This window comes from Nostocoides sp., assembly GCF_037045025.1.
In the GTDB taxonomy this organism is placed as follows: Bacteria; Actinomycetota; Actinomycetes; order Actinomycetales; family Dermatophilaceae; genus Nostocoides_A.
In genome coordinates this window covers 248,958-269,550 of record NZ_JBAOHM010000013.1, presented here as the reverse complement: position 1 = coordinate 269,550, position 20,593 = coordinate 248,958, and the positions used below count along the sequence as shown (strand labels likewise).

Sequence of the window (20,593 nt, the reverse complement as noted above, 5' to 3'; positions counted from 1 at the left end):
TCAGTCCTCGCGGTTCAGCTCGAGCAGGCCCGGCGGCGCGTCCACGACGACGATTCCCCGGTCGAGGTCGATGACGGGAACGAGCGCCGCCACCAAGGGAACCTCGGCGCCGGCGCCGTCGGCGAGCCGGATGACCAGCCGGTCCTGGGCGGCGCCGATCGCCAACCCGCTCACCTCGCCGATCTCGGCGCCGGCGGGGTCGAGGACACGCAGGCCGACGAGCTCATCCTCATACCAGCCGTCGTCGTCGCTGACCTCGGCCTCGGCCGACAGGCGCACCCCGCGCAGGGACTCGGCGGCGCTGCGGTCGGGCGCCTCGTCGAAGGCGAGCAGCCAGGTCTCCCGGTGGACGCGCGCGCTGCGGACGGTCAGCTGCGGCGGCGCCCCCGGCCCGTCGGCACGCAGCACGCTGCCCGGCGCGAACCGGCCCTGCGGATCGTCGGTGTGCAGCCGGACGGTGACCTCGCCGCGCAGGCCGTGTGGCTTGCCGATCTGGGCGACGAGGAAGCTCACGCCGCACATGATGGCAGCGGCCGCCGATCCGCACACAATCCTCACACGTCACTCACGGCCACCGCGGTCCGGGCCTCCTAGCCTGGAGTCATGCCCGCTCGCCTGCTGGTCGTCGAGGACGAGCCGCTGATCAACCAGGCCGTCGCCGACCGCCTGCGCGCCGAGGGGTATGCCGTCACCCAGGCCTTCACCGGCCCCGAGGCCGTCGCTCTCGCCGACGCCGAGGAGCCGGACGCGGTCGTCCTGGACATCATGCTGCCGGGCTTCGACGGCATCGAGGTATGCCGACGGGTCCAGTCCCGCCGCCCGGTCCCCGTGCTCATGCTCACCGCCCGTGACGACGAATCTGACATCCTCGTCGGGCTCGGGGTCGGCGCCGACGACTATTTGACCAAGCCGTTCCGGATGCGGGAGCTGGTCGCCCGGGTGCACGCGCTGCTGCGCCGGGTGGAGCGGGCCGGCGAGTTGGCCCGGGCGCCCCGGGCGGGGGTGAGCCTCGATGGGCTGGAGATCGACGCGGCTGCCCGCCGTGTTCGCGTCGACGGCAACGAAGTACATTTGACACCAACGGAATTCGACTTGCTGTCGATGCTCGCCTCCGCCCCGGGCACGGTGTTGACCCGCGAGCAGCTGCTGGCCGAGGTCTGGGGATGGGCCGACGCCTCGGGCACCCGGACCGTCGACACCCACGTCAAGACGCTGCGCGCCAAGGTCGGTGGCGCCCGGATCCGCACCGCACACGGCGTCGGCTACGCACTGGAGACGCGGTCGTGAAGACACCACTGGGCCGTCTGGCCTCGCTCAAGGTCAAACTCGGCGCGCTCGTCGGGATCAGCGTGCTGGTCGCCACAATCGTCGCCACCGTGGGCGCCACCTCCAAGGTGACCCCGTGGCTCGTCATTCCGGTCTCGGTCGCCGTGGCCATGCTGCTGACCCAGTGGCTGGCCGCCGGCATGACGGCGCCGTTGCGGGAGATGACCACCGCCTCGCGGCGAATGGCACGCGGGGACTATTCGACGCGAATCGCGGTGTCCGGCAACGATGAAGTCGCAACCCTGACCCGAGCGTTCAACTCGATGGCCCGGGAACTGCACGACGTCGACCAGCACCGCCGCGACCTGGTCGCCAATGTCTCCCACGAGCTGCGCACGCCCGCCGCGGCCCTGCGCGCCGTGCTGGAGAATTTGGCCGACGGCGTCACCCCCGCCGACGAGCCCGCGCTGCGGTCGGTCCTCGGCCAGGCCGAACGGCTCAGCGATCTGCTCGCCGACCTGCTCGCTCTCTCTCGTCTCGATTCGGGCCTCGTGCCGTTGAACCTGGTCGCCGTCGATGTGCGGGATCTGGTGCAGCAGAGCGTCACCGACGTCAACCTGACCGGCCGCGCGCTGCGCGTCGACGTGCGCGTCGAGCCTCCGGGATTGCGCGCGCAGGTCGAGCCGGGGCGGCTTCGCCAGGCCGTCACCAACCTGCTCGACAATGCCGCGCGGCATACGCCCGCGGGGAGCACGGTGCACGTGAGCGCCCGTCGCGAGGGCGAGAGTTGGGTCCTCGACGTCGCCGACGAGGGCCCCGGCATTGCGTATGCCGATCGCGAGCGGATCTTCGAGCGCTTCGGCACCGCCTCGGCCGGCGGGAGCGGGATCGGCCTGGCCATCACCCGCTGGGTTGCCGAGATCCACGGCGGCCGCGTCGCCGCGATCGACCCCGGGCCGAACCGCCCGGGAGCCCGGCTGCGGCTGACGCTCCCGCTGGAGCCGCCGCCGCGCACGCGACCCGGCGAACACGCGGACCGCCCAGGGACGACGCCGCAGGACGCGCCGGCCCTCCCCTCGCCTGCCATGCCCCATCACGCCATCCATACGACACCAGGAGTGCACCAGATACCGCCGGCCACGCCGTCCTCGACGCCCCACGGGTCAACGCCGCCGCCGCGACTCAGTGAGGAACCTGCCCCCCTGGGGTCGGCCGATCAGCCGTATCCCGGCGCGCGGCCTGCCGCCAGCCAAGCCCGGGACAGGCAAGCTGGCCAGGCGCAGCGCCCGGACTACCGCCGGATGCGTCCGGGCGAGCCGGCGCCCCCGCTCATCGACGGGCTGTTCGGCAGCCTGTGGCCGGAACGCGATGTGCCCGGACGACCAGGTTTGCTTGCCGCCTCCGCGGGCGTCGGCCTGCTCGCGGCGCTCGTGCTGCCCTTCCGCAGCCTCGGCATCGGCAGCTCGATCGTCATCCTGGCCGCCGGGGCGACCCTGGCCGCGGCGGTGCGCCGCCGGTCTGCGCTCACCGGCGTATGCGGCCTGCTCGGGATGGGCTTGGCCTTGGTGCCCACGCTGCGGGCCGCCGAATGGCTCACCCCGCTCGTGCTGCTCGCCGGCGCGGTCGTCGTGGTCATCGGGATCACGCCGGCGACGAGCGTGACCTCGCTGATCGGATCGGCGGCGGCGTGGCCGCTCGCCGGTTTGCGCGGCCTGCCCTGGCTCGGCCGGATGCTCGCCCGCACCGGCCGGCCGCGGCAGTGGTGGCCGGTGGCACGCACGGTTGTCCTCAGCGTCCTGGCCCTCGGGATCTTCGGGGCATTGTTTGCCTCGGCCGACGCGCTGGTCGCCTCGTGGGTGGATGCCCTCGTCCCCGACCTGAGCGTGGACAGCGCGATCCTGCGGGCCTTCCTGTTCTGCGCGATCGGGGGTATCACGCTGGCCGGGGTCTACCTCGCGTCCAACCCGATCGCCGACGAGAAACTCACCCTGCCACCCGGCCGTCCGGTGACCCGGGCGTGGGAGTGGGCGGTCCCGGTGGGGCTGGTGGCCGCGGCATACGGCCTGTTTATCGCCGCTCAGGCGACCGCGTGGCTGGCCGGTCACGACTATGTCGAGAAGACGACCGGCCTGACGTATGCCGATTATGTCCACCAGGGCTTCGGCCAGCTGACGCTGGCGACGCTGCTCACCCTGGTCGTCATCGGGCTGGCGGCCCGCAAGGCCGACCTCGCCTCGCCGGAGGGGCGGCTGGGTTTCCGGGTGCTCGTCGGCGTGCTGGGCGTGCTCACGCTCGTCGTCGTCGCCTCGGCGCTCGGCCGGATGGCGCTCTACCAGCAGGCCTATGGCTATACGACGCTGCGGCTGACCGTCGATGTCTTCGAGGCGTGGGTGGGCCTGGTCGTCCTGCTCGTCCTCGTTGCCGGCATCCGGCTTCGGGCTCGCTGGGTCCCGCGCGCCGCGGCCCTGTCCGGGGCGGCGATGATTTTGGCGCTGGCGCTGCTCAACCCCGATGCGTGGGTGGCCGGCCGCAACATCGACCGCTACGCCGCCACCGGCAAGATCGACACCGCCTATCTCGCAACGCTTTCGGCCGATGCCATGCCGACCGTCGCCGAGCGGCTGACCGGCACCCGAGATCGCGACTGTGTCCTGCACGGCCAGCGTGATTATGAGCTGTCGCCCCCGCCCGACGACATCCTCGAGTGGAACCTCGGCCGCCATCGCGCTCGCGGCATCGCCATCCCCGAGTCGGTCGAGGCGGGCGGCTGCAGCCGGGAGTCGTTCGCGGACTGAGCGCTCAGCGGTTGCCTGACCCGGTGGTTTCGTCACAACGGGACGTGGATCACGTTGCGGTGGTCTGTTCGGGGGGTCGGCTGGGTGCCTAGTACTACAGCCGCATTTATGGGAATGCGCCACGGCTGGCGTAATGACATCGGCGGGCTCGGGCTTGGTGCCGGCGACGCCAGGATGACCAGTGAAGAACTTCGGCCGGGTCTGGGTTGTGTTTCCAGATCAGTTGCGCCAGAAGGTGTTTGACCTCGGGGACGGTGAGCGGGATCAGGTCCGTGGGGTTGGCTCGATGGCCCCTTTTTGGGGGTTGCCGTGGCCGCGGTGGTGATGGTCAGGAAGGCGTGGGCGAGCATGGCCAGGGTGATGTGCCGGTACCAGGATTCGTATCGGCGGACCTGGTACTGGTCCAGGCCGACCTGTCCCTTGGCGCTCTGGAAGGTCTCCTCGATGGCCCAGCGGGCCCCGGCGACACGGACAAGCTCGCGCAGCGGCGTGTCCTCGGGCCCGCAGCACAGGTAGTAAGCCAGGTCGGTGGGGTCGCTGATCGAACGGCGCACCAGCAGCCAGTAGCCATCGGCAGATTCCAGCGGACGGATCTGGGCGCGGGCCCAGTGATAGAGCCGGGGACCCTTGGCGCCGTTGCCTGCGGAGATTTTCTTGAACGCCTGCGCTGGAAGCGATCTCGCGAGTTCGTCCGCACGCAGCTTGGCGACCCGGTCGCCGGTGTCCGTCTCGACACGGGCGATGACGCGCTGGTTGACCGGCACCGCGAGCACGTACGGCATGCCACGACTCTCCAAGGTGGCGCGCAGCCCGCCGTGCTGGCCGTATACCTCGTCGCCGGTGACCCATCCGGCCGGCACCCCCGCATCCAATGCCCGACCGATCATCGCGATCGCTAGCTCCGGTTTGGTCGCGAAGGCCACCTCGTCGCCGATCCCGGCCTCTCGGCAGCGGTCCCGGTCCTCGGTCCACGCCTTTGGCAGATACAGCTCCCGGTCCAGGAACGTGCGGGCGACGGGCGTCGCGTATGCCAGGAACACCCCGATCTGACTGTTCTCGATCCGCCCCGCGGTGCCGGAGTACTGCCGGGCCACCCCGGCCGACTTCGTGCCCTTCTTGAGGAACCCCGTCTCGTCCACGACCAGCACCCCGGCCGGGTCGCCCAAGTGCTCGACCACGTACCCACGCACGTCGTCACGAACCAGGTCCACGTCCCAATCCGCCGCCGCGAGAAGGCGTTGCATCCCATCCGGGTTCGCCGCTCCGGCCCGCTCCGACAGCGTCCACCCGTTCTTGCGCTCCACCGGCGAGAGCAACCCGCGCACGTACTCCAGCGCCCGCTCCCGCGGCTCAGACCGCGCGAACCGCGACGCGATCCGGGCATGCACGGCCGCAAGCCCCTCCGCCCACAACTCCACTTCCGCCACACAAACCTCACTGATCACATAAGCACCATGGCCCCAGTCATCAGTCTGACATCCACGACACGCCGGTCAACCACAAATAAATGCGGCTGTAGTACTAGGTTGGTTTTGGGTCGGCGCGTGTGCGCTGGCTTGGGGTTTGAGGGAAGGGGTGTCCCGGTGCGGTTCATGGCGAAAGCGGCCCCGCGGGCCGTTGTGGTGTGCGCGGCGGCGGCGGGCCTGGTGGTCGCGGGAATGGGGAGCGCGCAGGCGGCGGAGGTCATCATTCGGGTCCGGTGGTGTTGGTGGTGGGTGATCCGTCGGCCCTGACCGCGGGTGATGTGGCGGTGCGGGCGAACCTGGCCGAGACCGGTTACGAGGTGGCGGTGGTTGATGATTCGGCGCCTGGGGTGCCGGACTGTTTTCGGAGTCGGTGGCTTTGGTTCTCAGGCGGCTGGCCGGTGGTTTTGGTACCCGTCCAACATTTCCCGCGGGGTCTGGTATCCCAGTCCGGAGTGGATCCTTTGATGATTATAGTAGATTTCGATGTACGCCGCAATAGCCGCGGACGCTGATTTCCGGGTCGGCCACTTCTCCCGGTTGACTAACTCGACCTTGATCGCCCCATTGGTGGACCCGGCCAGGGCATTGTCGTAGCAGATCCCGGTCCGACCCACGGACCGGGAAATCCCCAACTCGCCCAACACGCGGCCGTACTCGTCGGACGTATAATTACTGCCCCGGTCCGAATGAAACACCGCGCCGGCCGGCAGCTTGACGTTCCGGGCGGCCATCTGAATGGCGTCGGTGATCAACTCGGTCCGGTAGTGATCGGCCATGGCCCACCCGATAATAGCGCGGGAGAAACAATCGATGACCAACGCCAGATACAACCAGCCTTCATCGGTGCGGACATACGTGATGTCGCCGACCATCTTCGCCCCGGGCACGGCCGCGGTGAAGTCCCGACCGACCAGGTCCGGGATCGTGACCGCCTCCCGGGAGGCCTTGGTCGTCTGCCGGCGTGAGGTCCGCGGCTGGCAGGCTTCCAAGCCCAGCTCCGCCATGATCGAACGTACCGTCTCCGGGTCACAGTACTGACCCGCCCGGCGCAGCTCGGCGTGGACCCGACGGTAGCCGTACCGGCCCTGGTGACGATCGAAGATCGTGCGGATCAGCCGGCCCAGTTTCCGGCGCCGTTTCGCGGTCGCCGACGCCGGCCGTTTCAGCCAGTCATAAAACCCGGATTCCGACACCCCCATCCAACCGCACATCGCCGCCACGGTGAACCGCGCGGTGCCGTCACTGTTCTTGATCGCCTTCTCCACGAGAATGTGCGCGTACCGGTCAACTACCGGTACTTCCTCGCGAAGAAGGCGGTGGGTCGGGTAGCCCGGAGGAATCGCACCTCCGGGCTCCCACGGAACCGTGCGTGACAGTCTCCCGTCACACGGCTCTTACCATCCAGCCGCGAGGAATGCCCGGGTCCACCGCCACTGGGGGAACCCATTCGGGTACCGCGTACACAACGCGTCCCACCATGCTTTGGCTTTCTTGAACCCGTGGAGTCTCCGGTATTTCCGGCGGGCCCACCGCACCAAGTAGGTGTTGATGCGTTTCAGGAGGGGATACAACGCCGTCTGGTAGAACCGGCCGTAGTAGTTCATCCAGCCTCGAATGATCGGGCCGAGCCAGCGCGCCAGCTCAGCCAAGCTCCACGAGACGTGCAGATGGACCCGCCATCGGCGGACCGTCCGGCCCATCTCGTTCAGCGCCTCCCGGCTGACCGCGGGCAGGAACGAGGGAAACAGAGCCCCGTTCTTGTCCCGTGCCGTGCGGGTGCGGAATGTGTAACCCAAGAACGTGAACGACTCGTGCTCATAGTGCCCGGGCCGGTTGTTGTCCTTGCAGTACACGATCTTGGTCTTATCCGGGTGGAGCTCCAGTCCGACCTCGACCATCCGCGCGGCGATCGCTGCCCGGACCTGCTCCGCCTGCCGCCGCGTGACCGCATGCACGACCACGTCATCGACATACCGTTCGAACGGGACGCTCGGGAATTCCCGGGCCATCCACGCATCGAACGCGTAATGCAGGAACAGGTTCGCCAGCACCGGGGAGACAGCAGACCCCTGCGGGGTCCCCCGGTCCCGGGCCACCGCGAGCCCATCACCGCCGACCAGCGGGGCAGCCAGCCACCGGGTGACATACAACACCACCCAGGACACCGGCGCGTGCGCCCGGACCGCCGTCATCAGCAGCGCGTGATCGACGCTGTCGAAGAACGCCCGGATGTCCAGATCAACCACCCAGTTGCGTTCCCAACACCGCCGCCGCGCCACCGCGACCGCGTCCAACGCCGACCGCCCGGGCCGATACCCATAGGAGTCGGGGTGGAACACCGGTTCCACCACCTTCTCCAACCGGGTAGCGACCACCGTTTGGGCGACCCGGTCGGCGACCGTTGGCACCCCAAGCACCCGCACACCACCACCCTGTTTCGGATCGACACCGCACGCACCGGCGGCGGGAAATACGACCCCGACGACATCCGATTCCAGATCCGATACAGATTGTTCTTCAGATCCTTCTCGAAGTCCTCCAGAGTCACCCCGTCCACACCCGGTGCGCCCTTGTTCGCCCGAACCCGCTGGTACGCCTCCCAAACCTCCCACTTCGAAATATCGAACGACTTTCCCTGCGACACTGACGTGTCCACCCGATTCCTCCCAGGCACTCTGGTTGACCGATTGAACAAATCTTGATGGTCTGGCCCCTTCGCTCCACACCCGTTACAGATGCTTCACCACTACTACGAACCAGTCCGCCAGCACGCCCCGCATCGGTACTCAACGCCTCACAGTTTCCGCTGCCCAGCGCGCTCCCTCACACCAACCCCAAACAAACATCAGAGTCGGAACTATCGAGACATGCCTTCCCACGTTCCATGCAGATCCAGCAGACCAAGCTCGCGTCGCCTCCATGCCGGACACCACCTGGCCAGTAAGCGGGCACCCGCCAGGCTCATCCCAGAACCGAAAAGAAGCCCTGGTTTCGATGTCACCTATATTGAGGCTTATTCACGAGGCTAGTTTCAGGAATTGTAGCCCGAGGACGGCGGTGATGGTTTGAGCGAATTTGTGGTAGGGCCGCCGGTAGTCGGTGTGGAGGATCCGCCAGGTTTTCAAATGCGCGATGGTTCGTTCGATGGTGGCGCGGATCGCGTTGAGTTCTTTGTTGAATTGTTTCCGGTCGTCGGTGCAGTTCTCCCTTGGGTGGCTTTTTGATGGGGGTAATCAGGCCGGCGCCGATGTAGCCTTTGTCAGCGATGATCGTGGTGGCACGGTTGCCGTCCAGGAGGCCGCTGGCGCGCAGGGCGGTCAGGTCGTGGGTGGACCCGGGAAGGGGATCGGAGACCCACAGCAGCCGGCCGGAGAGGGTGGCGGCGATTTGGACGTTGACACCGGTGGTGTGGTGTTTGCCGGAGTACAGGTCGGGGACTGTCGGCCCAGGACCAGCACGGGAGCAGGGTTTCGTCGATGATCAGGCGGGACGCTCGGGGTCGAGGTCGTCCGCGACCGGGATCCAGTCGGCGGTGGCGTCGGCCGAGGCGCGGGGGTCATCGCGGCGATGGTCCGCGAGATCGTGGGCTGGGAGGTGGCGTACCGGTCGGCCAGGTCTGCTTGGGTGTGGTTTCGGCGCAGATAGGTCATGGTGATGATGATCGACTTCCGCAGCCCCAGCGACGGCGGGTAGGCCAGCGAATATCCTGCGTTCTGCAGGTCGCGGATCATGATGACGAGACGGTCGATCTGGCCCCTGGTGAAACCGGTGGTAGAATACATTCGCGACGGCCCGTTCTGGAGTGTTTGAGTGTGCTAACCCAATTCTCTCTAAGGGCGGGCTGTCGCTTTGTTAGGCGCTCCCGGCTCAGAATGTCGCGTTTGTATTACGTTCCTCCCCCTGAATAAGCCTCATTCCGTTTCGACACGTCAACAGCGATTCACTCACGTTCGCCTTCCTGGTCGCCCACCTGACACCTGAACGGCGCCTTTTCCTCATCGCTCACCACGCACAGTATTCAAACCCGCGCAGCATGAGGTGGTTTGAAGCCTCCCCCCACAGGGCGACTCCAAAGGGCCAAACCTTCATCACCTGCACAGCACCGCCACCAGCCACGATCACCTACACATCGCGACCTCCAACGTTCGTGGCACACCTTTTCCCAGGAACTCCCGTTCCAGCCGGAGTTCCTGAACTTCGCGTTCGAGCTGTTCGAGTCGTGCGCGTTCGGAAATCGTCAACGGCGCCTCGTCGGTCGGGTTCGCCTCCTGGTGTTTCTTCACCCAGTTCCGCAACGTCTCCGCGCCGATACCATTTTCCCGAGCGACCTGGGACAGGTTCTTACGACCCTTGACGCTCAAGTACAACTCGACCATCTGCTCACGGAACTCCGGTGAGAAGTTCCCTCTGCTCGTACTCATGAAACTCATTGCTCCCTTCCCATGGAAACCTATTCTATTGGGCTCCAACTCCAGAAGGAATCAGGCACGCCAGCCCGGCGGCGGTGGGCCTGGTGGTCGCGGGAATGGGGAGCGCGCAGGCGGCGGAGGTCATCATTCGGGTCACCGGTGGTGTTGGTGGTGGGTGATCGGACCACCTACCGGGACGCGCCGACCGGGGTGGTCGCCCTGGGGTATGGCAGCTGGGTGGGGATGGGCCTGACCGCGGGCGCGGGGTGGGCGCAGAACCTGACCAGCAACCTGCTGGTGGTGGATTCGGTGCACCCGATCGCCAACGGCCTGCCGGAGGTGTTCGCTCCGGCCAATACGGCGACGCTGGTGCAGTCGGTCGGTGACGCCTACGTGCCCGCCTCGGCCGCGACGGTGGCGGTGCGCGCGGGGGTGGAGACCGCGCACGTGGTGTGCACGATGGGCCCGGGTGACGTGCGCGGCGACGGGACGGCCACGCCGGCGCGCCGGGTGGCGTTGGGATTGACCGACGCCACCTCGGCTGACCTGTCCGCCGACGGGCTGCAGTTGCTCGGCAACGCGATCAACTGGGCCGATGTCACCGCGGCGGCGCGGTTGAGCGATGACGAGAACGCCACCCAGACAGCGGAGTACGCCAAGGGCATCTGGGCGTTCAACGACTACCGAACCCGGAACGGCCACAACTCTACCCCCAGCGTCATCAGACCCGGCGTCGACGACGGCATCCTGGCCGACAACACGATCGTCAAAGCGAAGGTCACTGGGGTGAATGTCCCGCCGGTCGCCGCGGACGGTGCCAGCGCGCTGCGGTTCCCCGGCTGGAACGACGGCACCCCCGGGAACGGTGTTGTTGACCAGAACGCCAGCCGGGTGTGGGTGCCGCATCAGGACAGGTTCAACCCGCTCGGGAAACGGTTCAAGATCTCCGTGTACGTGCGGCCGCAGGCCCAGTATGACGATACGGAGTCACCCAACATCATCCAGAAGGGCCGCGTCGATGAAGGCAACAAGCACCAGTGGAAGGTGTCGATCAACGCCGGCGGGATGACCCCGGCCTGCACCTTCCAAGGGGCGAAATCGAAGACCGACCCCCAGCTCGTGCGCACCGAGGTCTTCGCGGGTGCGCCAGGCCAACTGACGATTGGTGACCGTTACAGACTCACCTGCGAGCTGTCCGCAGGCGGTCAGGCCATCCTCCACGTCTTCCACTGGGAGAACACGAAGTTCGTCGACGTCAACACGGCCGGGTGGACGGGGACCGCCAAGTCGGGTATCTGGGTGGCCCCGACCGATGAGATATCGATCGGGAAGAAGCCGCGGGACACCAAGGCCGGCGACGCCTACGCCGGCGACATCGACAACATCAGGATCTCCCGGTGGGAGCCGGTGCAGTGAGTCGGCGGCAGCGTGTGGGGATCTCCAGCAGACGCGCGATCGCGGTGGCGCTGGCGGCCACCGCTGGTTTCTCGGCGGCGCCGGCGGCGGGGGCCGACAGCGCGGCCCGGCTGCGGGTGGAGTTGTTATCGGCGACGCTGGCCGCCGGCCCGCCAACAACAACTACGGCGGCGCGTCGGCCAGCGCGGACGGCTGCCGGGTGGCGTTCGGCACCGGCACCCGCATCCTGCAGCCCGGGGCACCGTACAACTCCGATAACCGCGTGTATCTGCGCGAGCGGGGCAACGACCGCACCCGGCTGGTCTCCAGCGATAGCGCCGGCCGCCCGGCCACAGGCGACTACGGGGGGCTGATCAGCGGCGACGGCCGGTATGTCGCGTTGGCGGGTCAGTTCTCCAGCCTGACCCCGCCGGGGACCGTCTCCAGCCGGTGGCTGCTGCGCAAGGACCTGCGCACCGGGCGGGTGGAAACCCACCGCATACCTCAGGCCAGTGGGCCCGCCACCGGGCTGCCGCTGAGCGGTTTCGACCTGATGGCGTTCTCCGCGGACGGCCGCCTCTCCGCCGGCGAGGTGTGGTACGTCAGCGCCGACTACAGCCACTGGGCCGTGCGGATCGCGGTCTTCGACTGGGTCAGCCACCGCTGGGCGATGCTCGGCTCGTTCGGGGCGGTCCGCCTCCTGCAGGCGATGAGCGCCGACGGCCGCTACCTGGCCTACACCGCCACCAACATCCCCGGGCACGAGCGGGAGCTCTACCTGCTCGACCGGGCCACCGGCGTCACCCGGCACGTCGGGCGCGGCCCGGCCGGGCCGGCCGCCCGCCACTACCACACCCAGCTCAGCGGCGACGGACGGGTGATGGTCACCACCTGGAACCGCAACCCCGAGACCTACGACATGAACGTCGTCGTCCGGCGCACCAGCGACCTCGCCGTCGTCAACTCCCTGCACGGCAACCACGTCACCGGCGCCGACGCCGTCAGCTACACCGGCCGCTGGGTATTGCTCAGCGTGCTGCGCCCCGACGGCAGCGGCAACGTCGACGTTTACCGGTGGGACCGCACCACCGGGCAGCGGGTCCTGGTCTCGATCACCCGTGCCGGGCGCCCACCCTCGGGCGACAGCTTCGGTGTGGCGATCACCGAGGACGGCGCCACCGCCATTTTCACCTCCCACGCCGGTGACATCGTCCCCGGCGACATCCCCGACGACGGCGAAATCACCGACAACGTCGACGTCTTCGCGGTCACCACCCCAGAGGCCCACCGCTGTCGTTAATTACCTTGGACCAACTCTGCCGTTAACTGGACCAACTCTGCCGCCGGTCACGTAGGACTGACCGGCCACCGGAGCGAGTCGCAATTCCATTCGTACCGCCGGTAGCCGAGTTCGTTTAAGGCATGCCGTGACAGCACCATCGCATCCGCCGCGGCCGTCGTCGGTTGCAGCGCGGTGGAATAGGCGATTCCGCGACTGCCTCCCTGTCCGGGCCGTGGGAAAGAGTGCGGCTCCCACCGCTCGCGGGATCACCGTCTCTGAGTCGGTCGAGGGGGCGGTTGCAGCTTGGGCTCGTTCGCGGACTGAGTCTCAGCTCGGCCAGACGGCGGCGAACCACGCGTCGGCGATCGCCCGATGACCGGCCGACGTCGGGTGCACCCCGTCCTCAGCGACCGCGCTCGGGCCGATTCGCGCGGCCAGGGCGGCCAGCGGCGCGGCGAGGGGCACCAGCGTCGCCCCGAACTCGCCCGCCAGATCGGCGGCGATCTGCTGGCGGCGGCGCACGTCCGGCAGCCAGCGTTCCTGGCCGGGCTCGACGACCACAACAACGGGCTCGACGAGAACGAGCCGCACCCCGCGGTCGGCGAGCGGCTCCAGCAGCGCGCGATAGTCGGTCTCGTAGGCGGCATACGGACTGGCGATCCCACCCTCACACTGACACCAGGTGTCGTTGATGCCGATGAAGACCGACACCAGATCGGCCTCGTGGGAAAGCACATCGCGCGGCCAGCGGCGCCGCAGATCGCTGACCCGGTCACCACCCACGCCGGCGTTGATCACCCGCACTCCCGGAAACCGGCAGGCGACCATAGCGACATACCCGATGCCGAGGTCGCCTGCGCCGGGCGTGCGCCCGGTCTCGGTGATGCTGTCGCCGGGGAAGACGATCAGGCCGTTCTGCGGGATGGCCAGGCGGGATTCGTAGCTCATTGTCGAGATCTTGCCAAGATTGCACGACCTCGTGCGGCACACTTCGCACAACTCGCTTCCCGGTAAGGGGTCGGTCAAGATCCGCGCCGACCCGCCGAGCCAGTGATCGCGCCCTGCCTGCAGCAGATCAGGGCAAGAGGTCCCAGAACTGCTTCCGGGCGGGCATCGCGTGGATCACCGTCTCTTCGCCGCCTTCGAAGACCACCACGACGGTCTCCAGAAATCGCGCTTCAGTGTCGAAACCAAGGCGCAGCTGGCGGTGGGGCCAGTCGTCCTCGTCATCCAGTGGCTCGATCCACTGTGGCCAGTCGGCTGCTTGCACAGCATCCTCGTGGCTGACTCCGTGTTCGAGTGCGCTCGGGTGGACCTTCACGCCGCAAAGTGGGCGAGTGCGCGGCGGATCGCCTCGGAACGGCTGACGTGGTCCCGACCAGCGACAGCATCAAGGGCGACAAGCTCGTCGACCGTGAGCCGCACCGCAACGACCTGCATGGGCTCAGCACCACGACCGGGGCGACCCCGCCCGCGACGCTTGAGTTCCTCGACGTCATACCCGGCCTCTGCCTCGCCGGTCCACTGCTGGATCTGCGCCTCAGTGACCTCATCCTCACGCATGTCCAATATCGTAAACGAAAAGGCGTTGCGAGGCGGTGCCGAGTTGCGCCGCTTCGTGGAGCGCCAGGAGGCAGTCCTGCTCTGGAGAGCACGGACGGCGGGGTTGTCCAGGGCGGAGATCGCACTGGAACTCGGGGGTGAGCAAGCAGGCAGTCCATCGCAAGTACGGCGGGTCACGATCCTTACGAGGCTGATGTGAACGCGCGGACGATCGCCGATCGGGTTGCACGGCAGGGTCGTGGCAAAGTCCGGCCGCGGGGCACTGACCTGGGGGTTTGTGGTGCCGTGACCGGCGTGGCGTGTGGGGCGGATGTGACCTACAGGCTTTGACTGGCGGTGTTCAGTCCTGCCGTCGAGCCGAGAGGCCACACCCGCTCAGGTCATCATCGCCTACTTCCGCCTCCCGGTTGGTCTCGAGCCGATCCTTGATGTCGGTGCTGTCCGGGCTGGTCGACCCTCGGGCTCGGCGTGGACGCCGCGACGACCTGGTTCCGTTGGTTGCTGCGGCGCTCGCGGCCACTTTGGCCGGGGCGTCGTCGTTCGTGGCGATCGCGTCCTGGTTGGCCGACCAGGACGCCGCCACGGCTACCGCGTTGGGGTTCTGCCAGCGGCGTCGGACGCCGGAGGCCTCGGTGTTCCGGCGCCTGTTCCAACGGTTGGACCCAGCGTCCCTGGATGCGGTCATCTCGGTGTGGATGTGGACCACGACCGTCACGGTGGGCGGTCGCCGAGTTATCGCGTTGGACGGCAAGACCATCCGGGGTGCCCGCCGTGCCGGCGCGCTCACCCCGCATCTGGTTGCCGCGTTCGACCACCTACGCGGTGTCGTGGTCGGACAACTCGCGGTAGCCGACAAGACCAACGAGATCCCCACTGTGAGAACACTGCTGACGCACCTGGCCGCCGTGTTCGACCTGGCCGGGAGCGTCATCACGATCGACGCGATGCACTGCCAGGACCAGACCGCGACCACAATCACCACAGCCGGGGCGGACTACATCTTCACCGTCAAGGCCAACCGCCCGAAGCTGCGCGCCGCGTTGAAAGCCCTCCCCTGGGCCGAGGTCCCCGGCCACGCCAGCGTGGAGAAGACCAAAGGCCGACGCGTCCGGCGAACCATCAAGACCGTGCTCGTGCCCGACTGGATCACCTTCCCCGGCGCGACCCAGGTCGCCCAGCTGCGCCGGACCGTGACCGTGAACGGGACCAAGACCATCGAGGTCGTCTACCTGATCACCTCCACCAACACAGACGCGGCCGACCTGGCCGCCATGGTCCAAGGCCACTGGGGAATCGAGAACAAGCTGCACTACGTCCGCGACGTCGCCTTCGGTCAGGACGCCTCCCGGATCAGGACCGGCCACGCACCCCACATCATGGCCACCCTGCGCAACATCGCCATCGGCCTGCTCCGCCTCGATGGCGCGACCAACATCACCGCCGCGCTACGCCACCACAACAGACGACCAGACAAAGTCATCACCCTGCTGACCAGCACAAACTGGACTTTGCCATGACCCTGACCTTCCCGTCTCGCTCACCAGGCACGGCCCGTCCGGCAGTACCAAACCGCCCTGACTTTGTCGCGGCTGCTCCCACCCTCCCCGGTGGCAGGACTCGGCACGTGCAGGAACTGTCGGTGGGGCGCGTCACCGACCCCGCCACGGGAGGGGGGCCGTCAGCGGACCCGGTCGGTGTCGACGATGTCGATGCGGACGTTCTGGCCGCCGGCAAGGGCGGACATGACGGTGCGCAGCGCGCTGGCCGTGCGGCCGGAGCGGCCGATCACGCGGCCGAGGTCCTCGGGGTGGACCCGGACCTCAAGCAGGCTGCCGCGACGCAGATCCTTAGAGCGGACCCGCACATCGTCCTTGTGGTCGACGATGCCGGTGACCAGGTGCTCCAGGGCCTCTTCGAGGACGCTCACGCCTGCGCCGGGGTGCTCGCGTCGGCGTCGGCGTCGACGCTGACAGCAGCGGCGCCGCTGCCGTCGGTGTCCGCGGCGACGGGGGCCTCGGCGGCCGGAGCCTCAGCGGCGGGAGCTTCTTCGGCGGCCTTGCGCGGGCGCCGGGTCGTCGCCGGAGCGGCGTCGACGGACTTGCCGGCGTCGGCGACGGCAGCCTCATACAGATCGCGCTTGCTCGGCTTGGCCGGGGCGACCTTCAAGGTGCCCTCGGCGCCGGACTCGCCGCGGTACTTCTGCCAGTCGCCGGTGACCTTGAGCAGGTTCAGCGCGGCCTCGGTCGGCTGCGCCCCCTGGGCAAGCCAGTACTGCGCGCGCTCGGAGTCGATGTCGATGAGCGAGGGCTCCTCGGTGGGGTGGTACTTGCCGATCTCCTCGATCGCCCGGCCGTCCCGCTTGGTGCGGGAGTCCATGACGACGACGCGATAGAACGGGGTGCGGATCTTGCCCATGCGCTTGAGGCGGATCTTGACGGCCACGTCGGTGGTCCTCTTTCGTTCGTTGTGAGTTCGGCGAGACCGCGCAGACGTGCCCGGGGAACCGTGACTCGGGGTAGGTATCCGGCCAGGATGGGCCCCGGCGGAAGGTGTACGAGGGGCCATTGTGCCAGAGGCCGCCGCCCGTCACCGAATCGTGGTGGAGCAGGGCGGAGGTGACCGGCAAGAGGTGAGGTATAGCTCACCCGTTGCAGGTCACCCTCCTTCACCGGTTGGCCCACGCCCCTGGGGACGCCGCCAGCGCGCGCACGTGCTCGGGCAGGTCGCCGGTCAGGACGTCACGCAGGCTGACCTCGTCCAGGACGTGCCGGATGCTCGCGCGCAGCGCCACCCACACCACCGGCAGATGCTCCGCATCCCCCTCGTATGCCGCATGCTGCGGCCGCTCGCCGCGCACCTCCGCGAGGGGTCCATCGACGACGCGCACCACCGCGCCCAGCCCGATCTGCTCGGCCGGTGCCGCGAGTTGATAGCCGCCGGCGCTGCCCCGCCGGGAGCTGACCAGCCCCCCGCGGCGCAGGTCGAGCAGGATCGCCTCCAGGAACTTCTTGGGCAGGCCCTGCGCCCCCGCGAGCGCATCGGCCGACACCGGCCCGGAGCCGTCGGCCTGCGATGCGGCCAGGGTGAGCAGGGCGCGGATCGCGTAGTCCGTCCGCGCCGAGATGTTCACCCGGCCATCTTGGCATTGCAGCCGGCCATCTTGGCATTGCAGCCCGGTCCCTCCCAATCCTTCAACCCGCCCGAACTCCCCCACCATGCCTTCCGGTGGATCGCGCCGGCTCAGGGAAGCTCCCTCCTGGCACAAGTTGCTGCCCGGACGCGTCGGCGCCACACCCACCTCGTCGCCAACGCGATCAGGACCGCGGCCACGGCGCGCCGGCAACAAGATGTTGCCACCACCAGCCGAGGACCGTGTCCGCGGTAGCCCGGCCAGTGGCCTTGCCGGCGTAGGCGTCCCCGGCCACCAGCACGAGGGTGGCCCGCCATCGCGGCGCCAGGAGCGTCACCGTCTGCTCTGTGTAGCGCGCTCCTCCCCCGGCCGGGGGCGGCAACGGCTGCTTGATGACCAGGCCGTGCCTGGTCAGCGCTCCGGGGCGATCGCCAACCGGGATTACGCCGCCCTCACTGACACCGTCGCCGTCCCCGAGGAATTGATAGGGCCGGTCCGGGTCGGGGGCCGAGATCACCGGGCGGGACGGGTCGCTGATGTCCACCGCCAACGCCAGCCGATTCTCGTCGTCCCAAAGGTGCAGCCAGAGGGTGCGTCGGTCGGCACTCAGGCGCGGCGTCCATCGATTGATTCCGCCCGGGACCGCGACGGTCATGCTCGCGATCGGCTCCAGCGGCGGCAAGGTGATGGTGGCAGTCGACCGGCGCTGCTTCGCTAGATCGACGGTGACCAGGGCCACCTGCGGCAGGCATGCGCGGCCGGCCTTCGGATAGTTCCCACACGCGGTGCCGACGTTGGCGTCGACATAGAGGATTCGCTCATCGTCCAGCCAGCCCGCCAAGAAGTGTACGTCCGACACCTCACGGATAACATCGGGATCGCCGGGCGTGAGGACCAGGTCGGTCGCCCCGGACGTCATCGAGGCATTGCCCGGGACGACGAGGGCACCGGACGGCGAGAACCGGGAGGGGGTTTGCACGCCTCCCTGGGGGAGGAAGACCCGGTCCTCGCCGTGGACCTCCTCGCGGGCGGCCGTCCGCGGATAGTCCGTGACCGCGCCGGTGACCAGGTTGCGCAGCCGCCGCCCTCCCTCCCTCGGGTGTCGTCAGCGTGGCCAGCCAGCGGCCATCATCGGAGAGCGCGGGGATAGCTATCCACGCGCGAGGGGTGGGGTAAGCGCCATACGTGCCCCTCGGCATCGAAGCCGAACCACGCCTGTGGGCTGGATGGATCGCGCTGCCAGGGCCACCCGACCACTCCCTTGAAGATGCCGGCCAAGGGCCCGGGGGCGTCCGGCAGCATCCGGGGTGGCACAAGTGCGGGCCCGATCCGGCGCGGATAGGCGTGGGCACCGGGGGCCGAATCCGCGCCCACTGGCGGGGCCGACCCCGTGCCGCCCGGCAGACCACCGACGACGGCAACGACGAGCACGAACGCACCGACGACACCGGCGAGGGCCGCCGCTCGAGCCCGCAGCCGACGGCGCTCGCCGGCTGTCCACGCCGTGGCAGCGAGGTCGTCGGGCAGGTCCAGATCCGCCGGTGTGCGGACCCCGCGCAGGGCAGCTTCCAGTCGGGTGGTCATCAGCCCTCCCTCGATTCCAGTGCGGGCGCGAACTCGGCGAGCAGGTCGGGCGCGAGAACGCGCAACCGGGCCAGCGGATGCCGGGTCTGCGATTTGACCGTGTTGACGGAGCAGCCGAGCACCGCCGCGGTGTCGGCCTCACTGCGATCCTCGGCATAGCGCAACACGAGCACCGCCCGTTGCCGCGGGGTCAGCCGGGCCAACGCCGCCTCGAGCAGGATGCGATCTTCCACGCCGGACACGGTCGTTGCTCCCCGGTCCACGGACGTGACGTCATCGACGAGCCGCTCGGACCGGCGCGCCCGCGCCCGCCACCGGTCGATCGCCAGCCGATAGAGAACCACCCGGGCGTATGCCGTGGGGTCGCCACCTTGACGTTCCAGGCGCGGCCAGTGCTGGGCGACCCGGGCATAGGTGTCCTGCACCAGATCCTGAGCATGGCCGCGGTCGGTCGTGAGCAGGTATGCCGCATGCAGCAGGGCGCCGCTGCTGCTGCTCACGAACCGCTCGAAGCGCACGTCCTGGCCCACACCGCATTAAACGACGGCGGCCCCGCCGAGGGTGGAAGCTGCCGGCACGGGCACTCGGAGATCCGGACTTGCATTGCGGGCCGGGGAGAGTTAGCGTCCTCTCAATCTCCTATCATTCCGATAGGAGTTAGCTCTTAAAGGGGAGAAGATGCGCAAGCTCATCCTGCTGGGCATGGTCGGCCTGGCGGCGCAGCTCGTCGACGGGGGGCTGGGCATGGCCTATGGCGTGACCACCTCGACGCTGCTGCTGTTCATCGGCACCAACCCGGCCGCGGCTTCGGCGACCGTCCACCTGGCCGAGATCGGGACGACGTTCGTATCCGGCGCCTCGCACTGGAAGTTCGGCAATGTCGACTGGCACGTCGTGCTCAAGGTCGGGCTCCCGGGCGCGGTCGGGGCCTTCCTCGGCGCGACCGCGTTGTCGAACCTCGACGCGGCGGTCGCCAAGCCGGTCATGTCGACGATCCTGCTGGTCCTCGGGCTCTATGTGCTGCTCCGCTTCACGTTCAAGGGCGTGCGCACCGACCGGATGGGCCAGCGCCTGCGGGCCCGTTTCCTCGCTCCGCTCGGTCTCTTCGCGGGCTTCATCGACGCCACCGGCGGCGGCGGTTGGGGCCCGGTGGGCACCCCCGCCCTGCTCGCCAGCGGCAGGATCGAGCCGCGCCGTGTCATCGGCAGCATCTCGGCGAGCGAGTTCCTCGTCACCGTCGCCGCCAGCATCGGCTTCCTGCTCTCGCTCGGCTCCGAGGGCATCCGCTTGTCCTGGGTTCTCGCCCTGCTCGCCGGCGGCGTGATCGCCGCTCCCATTGCGGCCTGGCTGGCCAAGCACGTCCCGGCGCGCATCCTCGGCTCGGCCGTCGGCGGGCTGATCATCTTGACCAACACCCGCACGATCCTGCGCTCGGACTGGGTCGACCCGTCCACCGCCACCACCTGGACGATCTACGGCGTGATCTGGGCCGCCTGGGCGGGAGCCATCGCCTGGTCGGTCATGCAGCACCGGCTCGACGCCACCCAGGGCGTCACCACCGACGAAGAGAACTCGGCCCTCATCGGCTCCTCCACCCACTGACCTGAGCCGCAAGCGCTTGATCGTGTAGCTCTTTGGTTGTCCTGGCGACCAGAGACCTACACGATCATCAGCTCTCGAACCCACGCCATCCACTGACTGCG

Annotated in this window: 20 protein-coding genes and 2 pseudogenes; 6 read left to right on the top strand and 16 right to left on the bottom strand. The window is 68.5% G+C overall.

Features of this window, described 5'->3' with window-relative positions; translation table 11 throughout:
- On the bottom strand, window positions 1-522 hold the full coding sequence (gene rimM / locus V9G19_RS17095) for a ribosome maturation factor RimM (protein ID WP_462286633.1): 522 nt from the start codon (window positions 520-522) through the stop codon (window positions 1-3).
- Between the two features lie 81 nt (window positions 523-603).
- On the opposite strand from rimM, the gene V9G19_RS17090 reads away from it, so the two are divergent.
- Window positions 604-1,287 (top strand): response regulator transcription factor, encoded by a 684-nt coding sequence (locus tag V9G19_RS17090; protein ID WP_462286632.1) that lies wholly within the window; start codon window positions 604-606, stop codon window positions 1,285-1,287.
- Entirely contained in the window at window positions 1,284-4,061 is a 2,778-nt protein-coding gene (locus V9G19_RS17085; protein WP_462286631.1) for a DUF4153 domain-containing protein, read from the top strand. Before V9G19_RS17090 ends, V9G19_RS17085 begins: the two co-directional genes overlap by 4 nt.
- 275 nt (window positions 4,062-4,336) lie before the next feature.
- Here the strand turns inward: V9G19_RS17085 and V9G19_RS17080 are convergent.
- The 6 genes and pseudogenes from V9G19_RS17080 to V9G19_RS17055 all read right to left on the bottom strand — a co-directional run.
- A pseudogene (locus tag V9G19_RS17080) lies at window positions 4,337-5,488 on the bottom strand (IS701 family transposase); the annotation flags it as partial.
- 422 nt (window positions 5,489-5,910) lie between these two features.
- The gene (locus tag V9G19_RS17075; protein WP_462286630.1) at window positions 5,911-6,792 is read right to left on the bottom strand and encodes an IS3 family transposase; all 882 of its coding nucleotides are present in this window, start codon (window positions 6,790-6,792) and stop codon (window positions 5,911-5,913) included.
- Between the two features lie 129 nt (window positions 6,793-6,921).
- Window positions 6,922-8,139, bottom strand: coding sequence for a group II intron reverse transcriptase/maturase (gene ltrA / locus V9G19_RS17070; protein WP_462286913.1), 1,218 nt, complete (start codon window positions 8,137-8,139; stop codon window positions 6,922-6,924).
- 405 nt (window positions 8,140-8,544) lie between these two features.
- Window positions 8,545-8,914: pseudogene (locus V9G19_RS17065) on the bottom strand (transposase family protein).
- Window positions 8,845-9,258: a transposase family protein gene (locus tag V9G19_RS17060; protein WP_462286912.1), complete on the bottom strand. Its 414-nt coding sequence runs from the start codon at window positions 9,256-9,258 to the stop codon at window positions 8,845-8,847. Before V9G19_RS17060 ends, V9G19_RS17065 begins: the two are co-directional and overlap by 70 nt.
- A gap of 387 nt (window positions 9,259-9,645) precedes the next feature.
- A complete protein-coding gene (locus V9G19_RS17055; RefSeq protein ID WP_462286629.1) occupies window positions 9,646-9,948 on the bottom strand; it encodes a transposase in 303 nt (100 codons plus the stop codon).
- A gap of 159 nt (window positions 9,949-10,107) precedes the next feature.
- Between V9G19_RS17055 and V9G19_RS17050 the strand changes: the two genes are divergently transcribed.
- Together V9G19_RS17050 and V9G19_RS17045 are read left to right on the top strand one after the other, a co-directional pair.
- Entirely contained in the window at window positions 10,108-11,352 is a 1,245-nt protein-coding gene (locus V9G19_RS17050) for a hypothetical protein (protein ID WP_462286628.1), read from the top strand.
- 199 nt (window positions 11,353-11,551) lie between these two features.
- Window positions 11,552-12,631, top strand: coding sequence for a hypothetical protein (locus V9G19_RS17045; RefSeq protein ID WP_462286627.1), 1,080 nt, complete (start codon window positions 11,552-11,554; stop codon window positions 12,629-12,631).
- A 309-nt stretch (window positions 12,632-12,940) separates the two neighbouring features.
- On the opposite strand, the gene V9G19_RS17040 is transcribed toward V9G19_RS17045, so the two are convergent.
- The 3 genes from V9G19_RS17040 to V9G19_RS17030 form a co-directional block, all read right to left on the bottom strand.
- Window positions 12,941-13,561, bottom strand: a complete 621-nt coding sequence (locus V9G19_RS17040; protein ID WP_462286626.1) for a GDSL-type esterase/lipase family protein — start codon at window positions 13,559-13,561, stop codon at window positions 12,941-12,943.
- A gap of 127 nt (window positions 13,562-13,688) precedes the next feature.
- Complete coding sequence (locus V9G19_RS17035; RefSeq protein WP_462286625.1) at window positions 13,689-13,934, bottom strand: toxin; 246 nt, start codon at window positions 13,932-13,934, stop codon at window positions 13,689-13,691.
- Window positions 13,931-14,176 (bottom strand): ribbon-helix-helix protein, CopG family, encoded by a 246-nt coding sequence (locus tag V9G19_RS17030; RefSeq protein WP_462286624.1) that lies wholly within the window; start codon window positions 14,174-14,176, stop codon window positions 13,931-13,933. Before V9G19_RS17030 ends, V9G19_RS17035 begins: the two co-directional genes overlap by 4 nt.
- A gap of 434 nt (window positions 14,177-14,610) precedes the next feature.
- On the opposite strand from V9G19_RS17030, the gene V9G19_RS17025 reads away from it, so the two are divergent.
- A complete protein-coding gene (locus tag V9G19_RS17025; protein WP_462286623.1) occupies window positions 14,611-15,693 on the top strand; it encodes an ISAs1 family transposase in 1,083 nt (360 codons plus the stop codon).
- A gap of 161 nt (window positions 15,694-15,854) precedes the next feature.
- Here the strand turns inward: V9G19_RS17025 and V9G19_RS17020 are convergent, their stop codons facing one another.
- The 6 genes from V9G19_RS17020 to V9G19_RS16995 all read right to left on the bottom strand — a co-directional run bounded on the left by V9G19_RS17020 (window position 15,855) and on the right by V9G19_RS16995 (window position 19,390).
- Window positions 15,855-16,103 (bottom strand): RNA-binding protein, encoded by a 249-nt coding sequence (locus tag V9G19_RS17020; RefSeq protein WP_462286622.1) that lies wholly within the window; start codon window positions 16,101-16,103, stop codon window positions 15,855-15,857.
- Window positions 16,100-16,618, bottom strand: a complete 519-nt coding sequence (rpsP, locus tag V9G19_RS17015) for a 30S ribosomal protein S16 (RefSeq protein ID WP_462286621.1) — start codon at window positions 16,616-16,618, stop codon at window positions 16,100-16,102. The genes V9G19_RS17020 and rpsP overlap by 4 nt, the downstream gene beginning before the upstream one ends.
- Before the next feature lie 223 nt (window positions 16,619-16,841).
- Complete coding sequence (locus tag V9G19_RS17010) at window positions 16,842-17,306, bottom strand: RrF2 family transcriptional regulator (protein WP_462286620.1); 465 nt, start codon at window positions 17,304-17,306, stop codon at window positions 16,842-16,844.
- 184 nt (window positions 17,307-17,490) lie between these two features.
- Window positions 17,491-18,285, bottom strand: coding sequence for a hypothetical protein (locus tag V9G19_RS17005; RefSeq protein WP_462286619.1), 795 nt, complete (start codon window positions 18,283-18,285; stop codon window positions 17,491-17,493).
- Between the two features lie 149 nt (window positions 18,286-18,434).
- A complete protein-coding gene (locus V9G19_RS17000; RefSeq protein WP_462286618.1) occupies window positions 18,435-18,890 on the bottom strand; it encodes a hypothetical protein in 456 nt (151 codons plus the stop codon).
- Window positions 18,890-19,390, bottom strand: coding sequence for a sigma-70 family RNA polymerase sigma factor (locus tag V9G19_RS16995; RefSeq protein ID WP_462286617.1), 501 nt, complete (start codon window positions 19,388-19,390; stop codon window positions 18,890-18,892). The genes V9G19_RS17000 and V9G19_RS16995 overlap by 1 nt, the downstream gene beginning before the upstream one ends.
- A gap of 178 nt (window positions 19,391-19,568) precedes the next feature.
- Here V9G19_RS16995 and V9G19_RS16990 point away from each other — a divergent pair, with 178 nt between their 5' ends.
- Window positions 19,569-20,492, top strand: a complete 924-nt coding sequence (locus tag V9G19_RS16990; RefSeq protein WP_462286616.1) for a sulfite exporter TauE/SafE family protein — start codon at window positions 19,569-19,571, stop codon at window positions 20,490-20,492.
- Window positions 20,493-20,593: the final 101 nt, after the last annotated feature.

What these genes read in the sequence shown, in the direction of transcription:
- V9G19_RS17060 (WP_462286912.1), bottom strand. Translation starts at nt 9,258, where the DNA reads ATGATCCGCGACCTGCAGAACGCAGGATATTCGCTGGCCTACCCGCCG.
- V9G19_RS16990 (WP_462286616.1), top strand. Translation starts at nt 19,569, where the DNA reads ATGCGCAAGCTCATCCTGCTGGGCATGGTCGGCCTGGCGGCGCAGCTC.
- rimM (WP_462286633.1), bottom strand. Translation starts at nt 522, where the DNA reads ATGTGCGGCGTGAGCTTCCTCGTCGCCCAGATCGGCAAGCCACACGGC.
- V9G19_RS17055 (WP_462286629.1), bottom strand. Translation starts at nt 9,948, where the DNA reads ATGAGTACGAGCAGAGGGAACTTCTCACCGGAGTTCCGTGAGCAGATG.
- V9G19_RS17000 (WP_462286618.1), bottom strand. Translation starts at nt 18,890, where the DNA reads ATGACCACCCGACTGGAAGCTGCCCTGCGCGGGGTCCGCACACCGGCG.
- V9G19_RS17030 (WP_462286624.1), bottom strand. Translation starts at nt 14,176, where the DNA reads ATGCGTGAGGATGAGGTCACTGAGGCGCAGATCCAGCAGTGGACCGGC.
- V9G19_RS17090 (WP_462286632.1), top strand. Translation starts at nt 604, where the DNA reads ATGCCCGCTCGCCTGCTGGTCGTCGAGGACGAGCCGCTGATCAACCAG.
- V9G19_RS17040 (WP_462286626.1), bottom strand. Translation starts at nt 13,561, where the DNA reads ATGAGCTACGAATCCCGCCTGGCCATCCCGCAGAACGGCCTGATCGTC.